General features: G+C 43.3%; 13 protein-coding genes. All 13 read right to left on the bottom strand.

Going from position 1 to position 15,007, the window contains the following annotated elements:
- Positions 1–10: 10 nt before the first annotated feature.
- The gene (locus NIE32_RS00810) at positions 11–901 is read right to left on the bottom strand and encodes a YicC/YloC family endoribonuclease (RefSeq protein ID WP_253052028.1); all 891 of its coding nucleotides are present in this window, start codon (positions 899–901) and stop codon (positions 11–13) included.
- 87 nt (positions 902–988) lie between these two features.
- Positions 989–2,713 (bottom strand): Rqc2 family fibronectin-binding protein, encoded by a 1,725-nt coding sequence (locus NIE32_RS00805; RefSeq protein ID WP_253052026.1) that lies wholly within the window; start codon positions 2,711–2,713, stop codon positions 989–991.
- Between the two features lie 365 nt (positions 2,714–3,078).
- Positions 3,079–3,720, bottom strand: a complete 642-nt coding sequence (pyrE, locus tag NIE32_RS00800) for an orotate phosphoribosyltransferase (RefSeq protein ID WP_253052024.1) — start codon at positions 3,718–3,720, stop codon at positions 3,079–3,081.
- Entirely contained in the window at positions 3,702–4,430 is a 729-nt protein-coding gene (gene pyrF, locus NIE32_RS00795) for an orotidine-5'-phosphate decarboxylase (RefSeq protein WP_253052022.1), read from the bottom strand. The genes pyrE and pyrF overlap by 19 nt, the downstream gene beginning before the upstream one ends.
- Positions 4,423–5,334, bottom strand: coding sequence for a dihydroorotate dehydrogenase (locus NIE32_RS00790; protein WP_253052020.1), 912 nt, complete (start codon positions 5,332–5,334; stop codon positions 4,423–4,425). The genes pyrF and NIE32_RS00790 overlap by 8 nt, the downstream gene beginning before the upstream one ends.
- Complete coding sequence (locus NIE32_RS00785; RefSeq protein WP_253052018.1) at positions 5,328–6,110, bottom strand: dihydroorotate dehydrogenase electron transfer subunit; 783 nt, start codon at positions 6,108–6,110, stop codon at positions 5,328–5,330. The genes NIE32_RS00790 and NIE32_RS00785 overlap by 7 nt, the downstream gene beginning before the upstream one ends.
- Positions 6,107–9,349, bottom strand: coding sequence for a carbamoyl-phosphate synthase large subunit (gene carB, locus NIE32_RS00780; protein ID WP_253052016.1), 3,243 nt, complete (start codon positions 9,347–9,349; stop codon positions 6,107–6,109). The genes NIE32_RS00785 and carB overlap by 4 nt, the downstream gene beginning before the upstream one ends.
- Entirely contained in the window at positions 9,342–10,433 is a 1,092-nt protein-coding gene (gene carA / locus NIE32_RS00775) for a glutamine-hydrolyzing carbamoyl-phosphate synthase small subunit (RefSeq protein WP_253052014.1), read from the bottom strand. Before carA ends, carB begins: the two co-directional genes overlap by 8 nt.
- Positions 10,434–10,488: 55 nt before the next feature.
- Positions 10,489–11,391: an aspartate carbamoyltransferase catalytic subunit gene (locus NIE32_RS00770; RefSeq protein ID WP_253052012.1), complete on the bottom strand. Its 903-nt coding sequence runs from the start codon at positions 11,389–11,391 to the stop codon at positions 10,489–10,491.
- Between the two features lie 194 nt (positions 11,392–11,585).
- Positions 11,586–12,125: a bifunctional pyr operon transcriptional regulator/uracil phosphoribosyltransferase PyrR gene (gene pyrR, locus NIE32_RS00765; protein WP_290443381.1), complete on the bottom strand. Its 540-nt coding sequence runs from the start codon at positions 12,123–12,125 to the stop codon at positions 11,586–11,588.
- 430 nt (positions 12,126–12,555) lie between these two features.
- Positions 12,556–13,476 (bottom strand): RluA family pseudouridine synthase, encoded by a 921-nt coding sequence (locus NIE32_RS00760; protein WP_290443367.1) that lies wholly within the window; start codon positions 13,474–13,476, stop codon positions 12,556–12,558.
- A complete protein-coding gene (lspA, locus tag NIE32_RS00755) occupies positions 13,477–13,932 on the bottom strand; it encodes a signal peptidase II (RefSeq protein WP_253052010.1) in 456 nt (151 codons plus the stop codon).
- Between the two features lie 274 nt (positions 13,933–14,206).
- On the bottom strand, positions 14,207–14,893 hold the full coding sequence (locus tag NIE32_RS00750; protein ID WP_253052008.1) for a TraR/DksA C4-type zinc finger protein: 687 nt from the start codon (positions 14,891–14,893) through the stop codon (positions 14,207–14,209).
- Positions 14,894–15,007: the final 114 nt, after the last annotated feature.

Below are 15,007 nucleotides of genomic sequence, written 5' to 3'. Positions count from 1 at the left end.
CAGCAGTCATCTATTCTACATTTTGCACTTGTTCACGAAGTTTTTCAAGATCACTCTTAATGGATACCACAATTTGACTGATTTCTACATGATTACCTTTTGAACCGATCGTGTTTATTTCTCTGTTCATTTCTTGAATGAAGAAGTCTAGCCTACGACCAATCGGCGCATCCACTGTTTCATCATTTAGAAGCCCCAAAAATTGATGCATATGACTCTTCATCCTCGTCAATTCTTCGTCGATTGCCGTTCTATTTGCATAAAGCGCAATCTCATTCATCAAGCGATCTTCATCAATCATCTGATGATCATTTAGGAAAGCGTTGACTGTTTCACGTAGTTTTTGCTCATAGTGTTGTCTTATTATTGGGATAAAGTGAGCCAAATCATCGACTTGCTGTTGAATCGTCTCGGTTTTTTCGATCAGATCGCCTTTCAGTGCATGGCCTTCCCTTTCACGCATCGTCACTAATTGAGCACAAGCCTCTCGGACGGTATCAAGGATAACCAGCTCAGTATCTTTAGTTAAATGGCTGTCCGTTTCATGCAGTGAAAAAATGCCGGGGAACTGCAGTACAGCACCGAGATCCAATGATGGTGTGCCGCTACGTCTCTGAATTTCTTTAGCAGCCTCAATATACTGATCAACAACCGACCAATTCGTCTCAACGCGCTGAGTACGTTCCTCAGCACCATCAACCGCAAGGAAGAGTGTAATCGCGCCTCTTTTTGCCACTGAATGAACCATTTTTCTGACTTGATCTTCAAGGGAGAACATCGGTATTGGTCCATTAATAGAGAAATCAAAAAAGCGATGATTGACGGATTTCACTTCAACGCGCACCTGTGTCTTTCCTTCATTTTTCGTGCACATGCCGAAACCGGTCATACTTCGAATCATCCAATCACTTCCACTCTTCTCCCATTTTATACAAAATGATACAAGCGAATCAAGTTATCGTACAAATAAGTTACGTGGACGATCGTATTAGTGTGCTTGCTGCGGCTTTTCCCGCATCTTGAGCACTTGAGATTCATCAGGTGTGACAAATAGTGTCTTCTGATCTGTATAAATGACAAAACCAGGTTTCGCACCACTCGGCTTCTTTACATATTTAACTTTTGTGTAATCTACCGGTACGCTACTCCCCAACCGTGATTTACTAAAAAATGCAGACAAAAGGGCGGCTTCCTTTACAGTATCTTCGCTTGGATCTTCTGAATGGATAATCACGTGCGAACCCGGGATATTCTTTGTATGCAGCCAGATTTCATTTCGACCTGCGACTTTTGTCGTTAAATAATCATTTTGCTTGTTATTTTTCCCAACGAGAATTAATGTTCCGTCCGACGCGTAGTACTTGTCAATAACCGGTTTCTTATTTTTCTTGCGTTCTTTTCTCGAATGTTTCTTCCTTAAATAACCGCCGTCTTCTAGTTCTTCGCGTATTTCCTCTATATCTTTTAATGAAGCGGAATCTACTTGTTGAGTCAAACTGTCGAAATAGGCAATTTCTTTTTGAGCCTGATCAATCTGGTCCGACACTACCCGTTTCGCTGTTTTCGCCTTATTGTATTTCTTAAAATAGGCTTGTGCGTTGTCCGATGGTGTGCGATTCGGATTAAGTGCAATCGTCACCTTGGCTTGATTCTCATCATAGTAGTTAATGACCGTAACTGATTGATCGCCACGCTTAAATTGATGCATGCTTGCCGTCAATAGCTCCCCATATAAGCGATATTTATCCGCATCCTCTGCATCCTTAAGCGTTTTTTCAAGTTTCTTCACTTTTAACTTGTACTTCTTCAGCTCAAGTGCAATAAAATGACTGAGATCTCCTGCTTTTTGCTTCACCGCATCCGTTTGTGCTTTCACCGCATAAAAACGGTCAAGCATCTGATGAACGCTGGCAAATGTCTCCGTCTTTCCTGACTCATGAGTAAGCCTCAGCACATGAAAATCATCTTTCCCTTTTGGATTAAAAACAATCATGGGATGATAATCGTGATGGCTTATCTCCGATTGGATCTCTTCAAAGGCATGTGCAATCGCTTCTTGATGAGGAAGTCCGGCACGATGCAGAATTTCAGCACCGATTTGTGGTGAAAAACCACTAACCACACCAACAATCTGTCGATCAATTCGACCTGAATTCCATTCAATGCGCCGAATTAAGTCTTGAGCAGTCATTTCCAAGACATTCAGTTTTCCCTGATCAGGTGGTGAAACATACGTTTCACCCGGGAGCACTGTCCGGTACCTGTTAACTGCAGGCGTCAGATGCTTCATGCTATCGATGATTCGTCCACTTGCTTTATCCGTCAAAATCACATTACTATGTCGTCCCATCAGCTCAATGATCAACTGTTTCTCAGTCAGATCTCCAAGTTCATTTCGTGAACGAAAGTCAATGTGGACAATGCGTTCAAATCCAACTTGTTCAATTCTATCGATAACGCTTCCTTCAAGATGTTTGCGCAACAGCATGCAAAACATAGGCGGTTCTTGAGGGTTACCTTCTGATTGCTCCGTTAGATGAAGCCGAGCAAATGCAGCATTTATTGAAACCAACAATTTTCCTCGTGCACTGCGCGAACGAAGATGAAAAACAAGATCCGTTGGTGTTGGCTGATATATTTTTGCAACCCGTCCGCCGACAAAGTCTTGCAAACTTTGAACAGCGGCATGGGTGACAATGCCGTCATAAGACATTGCACATCCCTCACTTCCAAAAAAAGCGGGCATATGCTGCTCGCTTTTTCAACTTCCGATTAAATACCGAGTTCTATTGTCTCACTCGTTGAAGCCCTGCGTCAAGAAGAAGCCGACTCAGATTAGCAGAATACACTGTATAGGCGAAGCAGCATTCATTTCCATAGATGAATTGACCACTAATTCATCCATTTAATCATCGTCTCATTATTGAATGGGTAATACGTACGCCATTGGTTATAAATACTTAACGGTTGCTGATCCGCAAGAACACGTAAATTTCGTTGATCTATTTTTTTATTAATGAAAAAGAATCCCTATAAGGGATCCTCATCAATTGGTTATTCTATTCTTCCATTTCCTGTTTACTGTTGAATCTGCCATGCATCAGACGTTGGATCAGCATACCATTTTTTTAGCTGTTGGCGTTGTGCATGATTAATGGTGCCCTTCTCCACTGCCAAATGGATGAGCGTTTCGAAATTTGTTAGTGTATGAAGCGACACTTTCGCTTCAGCAAAATTTGTATCCGCCTTAGGGAGTTGATATGTAAATATAGCTGCGACACCAAGAATTTCTGCTCCTACCGCCTCAACAGCATGTACAGCAGTCAATACGCTGCCACCGGTTGAAATCAGATCATCAATCACAACAACTTTCTGGCCTGGTTTAATAATCCCTTCTATTTGCTTCTTCCGTCCGTGAGACTTAGCTGATGAGCGAATATAAGCCATGGGTAGGCCCATTGCTTCAGCGATTAAGGCTGCATGAGGTATACCTGCCGTTGCCGTACCCGCGATAACCTCAGCCTCCGGATAATTCTTTTGAATTAATGTAACAAATGCATTAACCACATCTTTACGTACTTCAGGATAAGCGAGAATTAAACGATTGTCGCAATATACTGGGGATTTAATTCCTGATGCCCAAGTAAAAGGATCTTCAGGACTAAGGACAACCGCATTGATTTGTAATAAATGGTTTGCAATTAATTTTTCGTTTTCCATGATTCATTCCTCCAATCCTCAAGTACACGCTGAAAAGCATTCTCCGGATCTGCTGCCGCTGTGATGCTGCGTCCAACGACAATATAGTCACTGCCTAAGTTGCGTGCCTTTGCTGGTGTAGCTACCCTCTTTTGATCTCCGACTGCATCATTGTTTAAACGAATTCCCGGTGTTACAGCCAGAAAGTCTGGCGATGTACGCGCTTTTATGCTTGCAGCCTCCCAAGCCGAACAAACAACACCATCAAGGCCAGAAGAATAGGCAAGAGAAGCATAGCTACTGATTACATTATTAATGGGTTGTTTGATAAGCAACTCATTTTCAAGCATCTTCTGGTCCGTGCTCGTGAGCTGTGTGACCGCGAGACAAATAGGTTTTGCGGCAATTGCACCTTCACCTAAACCTTCAACAGCGGCACGCATCATCTCTGAGCCGCCTGCAGCATGGACATTAATCATATCAGCCCCAAGCTTTGCTAAACCTTTCATTGCACGGTTTACTGTATGAGGGATGTCATGAAGCTTCAGGTCTAGGAAAACGGAAAAGCCATTTGCTTTCAAGTAGCGGACAATGTCTGCACCTTCCTGCATATACAGTTCCATACCTACCTTGACATATGAGCCAGGTACATTCACATTCTTTAATAAACGGATCATCTCCTCTTTCGAAGAGACATCCAGTGCAATAATGATCTTTTGTTCATCAGACATGCTTCCAGCTCCTTCCGATCAGTTCATTAATATCGGAAATACCCATTGCTTTAAGCTTTTTCGGTAATTCCTTTATAATTTTCGGACAAATAAACGGATCAACGAAATTCGCTGTACCCACCGCAACAGCACTCGCACCTGCCAAGAAATATTCGATCACATCATCCGCATTTTGAATTCCGCCCATGCCAATGATCGGAATCGAAACTTTTTGACTTACTTCATAAATCATCCGAATTGCAACCGGTTTGATAGCTGGACCGCTCAGTCCACCGGTAAGATTTGAAAGTACAGGTCTTTGTGTTTTCAAATCAATACGCATGCCAAGCAGCGTATTAATCATTGAAAGGCCATCAGCACCTGCTTCTTCAACCGCCTTTGCCATAGCTACAATATCCGTAACATTTGGTGAAAGTTTGACGTACACCGGTTTCTTAGAAACAGATTTAACCTTGCGCGTGAGTTCGGCAGCGACTTCCGGAACTGTACCGAAGGCAATTCCACCATGCTTCACATTTGGGCAGGAAATATTCAATTCGAGTGCGTGGACAACCGTTTGTTCAGAAATTTTTTCTGCAGTCTTGATATAGTCTTCCATCTCACTCCCAGCGATATTGGCAATCACAGGAACATCAAGTTTCTCAAATCTTGGGAGTTCTTGACGAATAATTTTATCTACGCCAGGGTTCTGCAAACCAATTGCATTGAGCATACCTGCCGCTGTTTCTGCAACGCGCGGAGTTGGATTACCAAAACGTGGCTCAAGTGTTGCTGCTTTAATGATCACTGCTCCTAGTTCGTTCAAATCATACAGATCACCGTATTCAGCACCAAATGCGAAGCATCCGGAAGCCGGCATTACGGGATTCTTCAGATTTAAGCCAGGAAGATGAACGTCTAGCATAATTCAACCTCCCTCGCCTTGAACACCGGACCATCCGAACATACGCGTCTGTAGCCCTTACTGTCGTTAGGATCCGTAGTATGTGCGACACAAGCCATACACGCACCGATGCCGCATCCCATCCGCTGCTCTAATGATAGATAAAGTGGTTTTTCCGTAATCTGATTCTCTAAAGCCCTTAGCATGGGTAGAGGTCCGCAAGCATAAGCGATATCAAAATCCAACTGGCCGAGAACATCGGTGACTCTCCCCTTCAATCCGCAGGTACCATCCTCAGTCATGATAAATGTCTGCCCTAATTCTTCGAAGGCTTGCTGATAGAAGACGTCTTTTGCGGATCGGAAACCAAGAATATGCGTGACCTTGATCTCTCGTTCTTTCAATGCTTGAGAAAGACCATAAAGTGGGGGAACACCGACCCCACCACCAATAATCAGTGCATGACCTCCTCTTGCAGCTTCCATTACCGGAAACCCATGACCGAGGGGACCGAGAACGTCAACGGATTGACCAACTGCTGTTTTCGATAATAGACCAGTGCCGAGACCACCGCCTCGATAAATCAGCGTCATTGTTTTCTCGGATGTATTTGCCGAACTGATACTGATCGGCCGCCTTAATAAAGGTGCAATGGAATGAGATGCTCCATCGACAAGTATATGAACAAATTGACCGGGTTCTGTAATTTCACAAACCAGTTCACCTTGAAGCTTCATTTCAAAAATTTGATCGGCAATTTCTCCGTGTTTAATGACTTGCATTGACTCTTGTCTCATCGGCTTACACCCGCTTCAAGATTTGCAACCTTCCGATCAATCGAGCGATCATCCATCTGAGGCATGCACTCCGTTTGAAATGCAAGAGATTCAAGAACTGTGAGCAACGCTTCCGTTGTATCTAATGATGTGAGGCAGACTACACCATTCTCTACGGACTCACGCCGGATTCTGAATCCATCACGTGCGGGACGCTGTCCCTTTGTTAGCGTGTTGACAACAAATTGTGCACCACCGTGTCGGATGACATCAAGTAGATTTGGTGTGCTTCCTCCAATTTTATTTACGACTGTAACTGGTATGTTGCGCTCCGCGATCATCGCAGCTGTTCCTTCCGTAGCCAGAATGTTATAGCCGATATCATAGAATCTTTTCACGAGTGCAAGTGCTTCTTCTTTATCCTTGTCTGCAATAGTGAAGAGTACTGATCCATGTGCAGGAATTGTCATTCCGCTAGCAAGTAGGCCTTTATATAAAGCCTTTTCCAAAGTCACATCTTGTCCCATAACTTCACCGGTTGACTTCATCTCCGGTCCGAGTGTGACATCGACTCGACGCAGCTTCGCAAAGGAGAATACTGGAACTTTGACATACACACCGCGATTCGGTTCCGGATGGATACCGGTCTCATAACCAAGCTTCTCCAACTTCTCACCAAGAATCAGCTGTGTTGCAACTTTAGCCATCGGTACTCCCGTGATTTTGCTGAGGAACGGAACGGTTCTGCTGGCACGAGGATTCACTTCAATGACATAGACATGCTGTTGATGGATGACGAACTGAATGTTCAGCATGCCGACGACGTGAAGACCGCGAGCAATTTTTATCGCTGTATCGACAACTTCCTGCTTTACTTGATCACTAAGTGTTTGTGTCGGATAGACAGCAATGGAATCACCAGAGTGGACTCCTGAGCGTTCAATATGTTCCATAATACCTGGGATGTACACATTTTCCCCATCTGAAAGTGCATCCAGTTCAATTTCAGTGCCGACGAGATATCGGTCCACCAATACGGGGTGGTCCGGATTGATCAAAACGGCGTGATCCATATAATGTTTGAGTGATGCTTCATTATAGACAATCTCCATTGCGCGTCCTCCGAGTACATACGAAGGGCGAACGAGAACAGGATAATCCAATTTATTTGCGATTTTTACCGCTTCCTCAGTTGAGAATGCTGTGTCACCCGCCGGATGATCAACATGAAGTTTGAGCAAGAGTTGTTCGAAGCGATCACGATCCTCTGCTTGATCCATCGCATCCAAAGTTGTACCGAGAATGTTCACTCCATGAGCTGCAAGACCTGAAGCAAGATTAATGGCTGTCTGTCCACCAAACTGTACGACAACACCTTTCGGTTTCTCAAGATCGATAACATGCATCACATCTTCGAGCGTTAGCGGCTCAACATACAATTTATCAGAGACACTAAAGTCCGTCGATACTGTTTCCGGATTGTTATTAATCATAATTGCTTCGTAGCCCTGATTCTTAATTGCCCAGACTGCATGAACTGTGGCATAGTCAAATTCGACGCCTTGACCAATTCGAATCGGTCCTGAGCCGAGAACAATGACACTTTCTCGTTTGGAAACAACCGATTCATTTTCATCTTCATAACTGCTGTAATAATAAGGTGTTTCCGATTCAAATTCTCCTGCACACGTATCAACCATCTTATAAACCGGATGAATCCCGCGTTCTTTACGCCATGCTGTAACTTCTGTTTCCGTACTGTTCCAGCATTGGGCAATCTTCCAATCGGAAAAGCCATGTTTTTTCGCATTCATCAGCACCTGTTCATCTTTCGGTGCTGCTTCAAGTGCTTTTTCGATCGCAACAATATTCGCGATTTTAGTAAGGAAGAAACGATCAATTTGTGTGCACGACCAGATGTCTTCAATGCTTGCGCCTCTTCTAAGCGTTTCTGCAATCAGAAATAGTCTTCGGTCGTCTTTCTTCTTAATAATATTGAAGAGGTCTTCCATACTCATCTCTGCTGTTTCTTTCAGTTCGAGGTGTAAGGTTCCATTTTCAAGAGATCGGACAGCTTTTAGAATCGACTCTTCAAAGTTGCGTCCGATTGCCAATACTTCACCGGTTGCTTTCATCTGAGTGCCGAGTGTTCGCTTCGCATCATCGAATTTATCAAATGGCCAACGCGGGATTTTCGTAACCACATAGTCCAACGTTGGTTCAAAGCTTGCGTAGGTCGTTCCGGTTACGGCATTCTTTATTTCGTCCAAATGGTAGCCGACTGCAATCTTCGCAGCAACCTTTGCGATTGGGTAACCTGTTGCTTTTGACGCAAGTGCCGAGGACCGGCTGACACGTGGATTTACCTCGATAATGTAATAACGATCACTATGAGGATCTTGAGCAAGCTGAACGTTACAGCCGCCTTCAATTTTTAGCGCACGAACAATTTTTAACGAGACGCTGCGTAGATGCTGCAAATCACGATCACTCAATGTTTGGCAAGGTGCCGTAACAATTGAATCACCCGTGTGGATACCAACCGGATCGATATTTTCCATGTGACAAACCGCAATCGCACCATCATTCGCATCACGCATGACTTCAAATTCAATTTCCTTGAAACCAGCGATACTTTTTTCAATAAGAACTTGGTGTACTGGGCTTAATTTCAAGCCATTCTCAGCAATCGTATCCAATTCTTCTGCTGTTGAGGCAATGCCTCCCCCTGTCCCACCTAATGTAAAAGCAGGGCGGATGATTACGGGCAAATGAACGTTGTCTACAAAGTTACGTGCCGCTTCTAGCGTGGTTACGATCTCACTCGGCGGAACTGGTTCACCCAATTCAATCATCAAATCACGAAATTTTTCGCGGTCTTCTGCTTTTTCAATGCTATCAAGGTTGGTTCCTAGAAATTGCACATTTAGTTCATCAAGAATTCCTGTATGATGCAACTGAACAGCAAGGTTCAATCCTGTTTGTCCACCCAGTGTTGCGAGAAGTCCATCCGGATGTTCTTTACGAATAATCTTGCTGACAAATTCGACAGTCAGTGGCTCGATGTAGACACGATCAGCAATATCCGTATCCGTCATAATCGTTGCAGGGTTTGAATTCACAAGGACAACTTCATAGCCTTCTTCTCTTAGTGATTGGCAAGCTTGTGTGCCGGAATAATCAAATTCTGCAGCCTGTCCAATAATAATTGGTCCAGATCCGATGACCAAAATCTTATTAATATCTGTTCTCTTAGGCAAGCTGTGCACCTTCCTTTTTGTTTGTTTCAATCATGCTGAGGAATTCATCAAACAAATCCTGGCTGTCATCCGGTCCTGGTGATGCTTCCGGGTGATACTGAACACTGAATGCCGGATATTTCGTATGACGGAGACCTTCAATCGTTCCATCGTTTATCGCTATATGAGTGACTTCGAGGTCTGTCCCTTTAAGTGACTCTTTTTCAACCGTAAATCCATGGTTTTGGGAAGTAATCACAAATTTACCGGAGCGCAGATTTTTTACTGGATGATTCACGCCGCGGTGACCAAAGCGCATTTTCACTGTATTCGCCCCTGCAGCAAGCGCGAACAATTGATGACCGAGACAAATGCCGAAAACCGGGATTTTTCCGAGTATATCTCGTACCATCTCTACAGCCTCAGGAACTTCTTTTGGATCACCAGGTCCATTGCTGAGCAACACACCATCTGGATGAAGTTTGGCGATATCTTCTGCTGTTGTCTGATAAGGGACAATAACGACATCTAAATTTCGCTTAATGCACTCGCGAAGAATCCCTTGTTTTGCACCAAAATCGACCAGAACGACCCGAGGACCAGAACCAGGAGTCACATAAACAGATTTCGTCGAAACACGACTGATCTGATCGGTTGGTAACGGCCATTTTTTTAGTTCTTCTGCAACTTCATTTGGATCCGCATCTGCTGAGACAATTTTTCCTCTGAGCGTGCCATATTCTCGAATAATTTTTGTTAGTTTGCGCGTGTCGATCCCTTCAATGCCAGGAACATCATACTCTTCCAGCCATTCACTGATTGTCTTATCTTTCTGCCAGTGAGAAGGCTTTTTTGCGATTTCTTTTACGATTAATCCGGAAATACTTGGCTGTCCGGATTCATTATCTGAACGGTTGATTCCATAGTTTCCAATGAGTGGGTACGTCATCGTCACAATTTGCCCACAATATGATGGATCGGTAATCAATTCCTGATAACCGGTCATCCCTGTGTTAAAAACAACTTCACCTTTCATATCCGAGTTGCTACCAAAGCCTTCACCAATGAAGGATGCGCCATTTTCTAAAACAAGCTGTCTTTTCAATCGATTGCCACTCCTTTTTTTAATGCGGTTTATTTTCTCTTTATGATCAAATGTATTATCCGATCGCGTGCACGGGTAGTGAATCAAGTGCCCACTCCAATGCAGCCATTCTTGCGATAACACCATTCTTAATTTGTTTGAAATAGCGAGAACGCGGACACTCAACGAGTGCATTATCCAGCTCAACACCACGATTAATTGGTCCGGGGTGCATAATAATGCTATCCGGTTTCATTCGATAGGCACGTTCAATAGTCAAACCGTAGCGTTCGTGGTAAGCTTGCTTAGTCATTTTCATCGATTGTTCATGACGTTCATGTTGAATGCGAAGCATGATCACAGCATCAGCGGTTTCAATGGCTTCCTCAACAGGTACATAGGTTCCAGGTAAATCTCTATTTTGCCACTCTTCTGGACCAGAAAGTAAGACGCGGCAACCTAAGCGTGTGAACACTTCAGCATCAGATTTTGCAACCCTGCTATATCTTAGGTCACCGATAATGGCAACCGTTAATCCTGAAAACTTCTCGAACTCTTGGCGGATGGTCAGTAGATCCAGCAAAGCCTGTGTCGGATGATCCCCGCACCCGTCCCCTGCATTAAGTACCGAAATACCAACATTACCGAGTTCTCTATAGTAGCCGGTATCCTGATGGCGAACCACAACAGCTTTTGTACCAAGTGCTTCCATCGTTTTCACCGTATCGTAAAGTGTTTCGCCTTTTTGTGCACTCGATGTTTTGCTGCTAAAGTTCAATATTTGATAACCCAATCTCTTTTCTGCTGTTTCAAAACTGAAGCGAGTACGTGTACTTGGTTCGTAAAAAAGATTGGCAACCAGTGTATGATTGGGTTGGAACCAGCCTTCATCACTTAACTCATGGAGTTGATCTGCACGATCTAAAATATGATTGATTTCCGTTATCGAAAGTTTATTTAAGCTAAGCAGATTCGCCATCACATAATCCCCCTCTTGTTTTAATGTGTGCTTTCTTTCACCTGAGCTTGCATTTTTACACCATCGACCATTAAAAAAACCTCTTCGTCAGAATCTGACAAAGAGGTTGTGTAAAAAACCGTTTTGCGCTCAATCACTCTTTATCAGTCTCACAGGACTGCCTTTAAAAGGTGTTCTACGTTTCGCTTCTATTATTAACTTTTCGATTGGATCATCACTGTATCGGTTCCATCTACTTCACTTAGTTGGACTGCGATCTCTTCTTCTCTTGATGTTGGCACGTTTTTCCCAATGTAATCAGGGCGAATCGGCAATTCTCGATGTCCTCGGTCAATCAGCACTGCTAACTGGATTCTTTGCGGCCTGCCTCGGTCCATCAGGGCATCCATTGCTGCTCGGATCGTTCTCCCAGTATAGAGCACATCATCAACAAGAATCACCGTTTTCGATTCAATCGATATAGGCAGGATGCTATCAATTTGATCCGCATCATTTTTCTTCTGTTTCAAGTCGTCTCTGTACAAAGTAATATCGAGCTCACCAACAGCGACTTCCTTATTTTCAATCGCCTTGATTCGCATCGCCAACCGATTTGCTAAATAAATACCTCGAGTCTTGATCCCGACGAGAACAACTTCATCAACACCTTCGTTACGCTCAATAACTTCATGCGCAAGTCGCGTCAATGCTCGCCCGATCGCTTTTTCATCCATAATTTCTTTGACATCCAACAATCGTTCACCCGCCCATTGGCTACGGTCATTATTAAGTAAACTCTTGCTGCGGGCATAAAAAAAATCCTGCCGTTTAGAGCAAGAGACCGTAGTGCTGTCAATAACCATTGACAATCATCACCCTTCTTAGTCTCTCTGGACTAAATTTAAAGGAAGCATTTAGTTTTAACTACAGATAGTATGCCAAACATGGACAGAATTGTCAATGGTTAGATGGTATTAAGGAAAACCGCCCAGTCCTTGACTTTGCATCAATTTTCTCCGATTGTTCGCTTACCGCGGGCGCAACGCGAACCTCCTCGAAAGACAAATGCTTGTGGGGTATCCGCTGGCACCTAATCACTCAAGCGTCGCGCGCATTCGGTCACATAACACTGCTTCGTCAAAAATCATATTCTTTCTTTACCTGTAAAAAATTTTTTTGCACGGTTCAATCCCATTCATGGTTTCTCAATCGTATGAGCAACTGGTTCATATCCTCTGGAAGTGGTGCGTGAAAAAGCATGAATTGATTGGTTTCAGGATGTACAAACCCCAGTTCAGCAGCATGTAATGCCTGACCATGAATTGGGAGCGTTTTACGCGGCCCATATTTCGGATCACCCGCCAACGGATGACCAATATACGCCATATGCACCCTGATCTGATGTGTCCGGCCTGTCTCTAATCGGCATGAGACATAAGTATACTTTGAGAAACGTTCAATAACTTTGAAATGCGTCACCGCATGTTTACTGTTTTTATCCGTCACCATCATTTTTTTCCGATCTTTATCCGACCGGCCGATCGGTGCATCAATGGTCCCCTCATCATGAGGCAAACATCCGTGAACAAGAGCAAGATATTCCCGTTTCGTTGTTTTGTCTTTTAACTGGGCAGCCAAAGATCGGTGTGCTGTATCCGTTTTTGCGACCATTAACAACCCTGAAGTTTCTTTATCGATCCGATGAACAATTCCAGGTCGCATTACCCCGTTAATTCCCGATAAATCATGACAATGCCCAAGCAGCGCATTGACTAAGGTGCCGCTCATGTTTCCAGGTGCCGGATGAACGACCATCCCTCTTGGCTTGTTCACAACAATTACTGAGTGATCCTCATAGACAATATCAAGTGGAATATCTTCCGGTTCGACATTAAGAGGTTCTGGTTCCGGCAAGTGTATCGTGACTTCATCATCAGTCTTCATGCGATAACTTGTCTTTACTGCTGAACCATTCACTAAGATGCATTTATCCTTAATTAGTTGCTGCAATCGAGATCTTGACTCTCCGGGAATTTCACGGCTCATCCAAGCGTCAACCCTCGTTCCTTCGTCCCTAACATCGACATATTTTACGTGATCTGACATTTACTGCTCCTTCTTTCCATCAAGGAACAGATACATGATCAGCAAGATTACGCCAATACATAGCGAAGAATCCGCGATATTAAACACCGGGAAACTATAATGAATGATATAAACATGGATAAAGTCGACAACTTCACCACGTAACATTCGATCCAAAAAATTTCCGAGTGTTCCGCCGATAATCAGTCCCAGCGAAGTCCCTAGAAGTGGCTGCTTTCGACCGATCTTCTGCATGTAATAAACAACGGCCACCAAAACAATAATGGTTATTATAAAGAAGAAAATAAATTGACCTTCCAATATACTCCAAGCCGCTCCATTATTACGAATTGACGTCAAATAAAATAATCCGGGAATAATCGCTATACTCTGTCCAAGAGCCATATTTTGTACGATCATCCACTTGGAAATTTGATCAATAAGAAGAACAAGGCCTGCAAGTGCATAATAAATCATCTACAAATTCCTCCAAAAATTCATAAGGAACGATGCATACTGGTGACATAAACCAGCTCGGTCATCCCCATTTATTCTTAAATTTTAGCATAATTCTTCCAAAAGAGATATGTGTAAAGCGATCCCGGTAGCTCATAAAAGGCTGCAGAGTCTTCCCTGACTCGCTGATCCCGCAACAGTCGCTCACCTACGCGCCTTAATTCATTACGCACCTTATAAAAAAATGTCCCAAAGTCCATGACTTTTGAGACAACATCCAAACACTATCTACAGATTAATTTTCATTAGGATCGGTGTATTCATCCTCATATCTAGAAGACCAATGATCGTAATGATGATTTTTTAGCACTTGAATTTCATCGTCACCTGAGAAGCCCCCAATTCCCGTTGCTGCAAAAGCTTCAAGTTCTTCAACAAACCCCATGCCCTCTTCATCATCGCTATAAGGAGCATCTTCATAGATGCCTTCTTGATCGTTATATTGTGATACCAAATCATATGCATTTTGTTCATCGAACCCATTACTTTCAAAATTAGTAAATCCACTTTCTTCCATATCAAGTATGACTGATTCCTCCACCGGACGCACCTTATGATGATGATCTATTTCAGAATGAGCAACCGTTGTTCTTGCTGTTGGTAGAGCCTTGAGTCGCGCACGAGGTATTTTCTCACCGGTTTTCTCATCATACCCATAGGTTCCCTCATGAATCTTTTTTAACGCATGATTAATTTCTTTTAATTCTTTTTGCTCCATTTTATGAAAAGCGAGGTCTTTTTCACGTTCATAGAGCTGTGTTGCCGATTCAGCCGGATGGTTATCATACGTTGAAAGTTCTCCTGAAGCAAAATCTGTAATCGATCCTAACTCACTCGCTGTTTCCATATCACTTATTAATTTATGTTCGAGTTCCAGCTTGCGTTTCATGAGCTGCTTTTTTATTTTGTTGTAACCAAACATGAATAATAAAACCCCCTTTCTCTCGCACACATTCTTAGTGTGAGGAAAAGGAGGTTTTTTAGACCACGTAATTTTTGCTCAGAATGGGAAACATTCACTTGCTCTTAAATCGTT

Source organism: Sporolactobacillus kofuensis (assembly GCF_024125425.1).
Classification (GTDB): Bacteria; Bacillota; Bacilli; order Bacillales; family Sporolactobacillaceae; genus Sporolactobacillus; species Sporolactobacillus kofuensis.
This window is presented reverse-complemented; position numbering and strand designations above follow the sequence as displayed.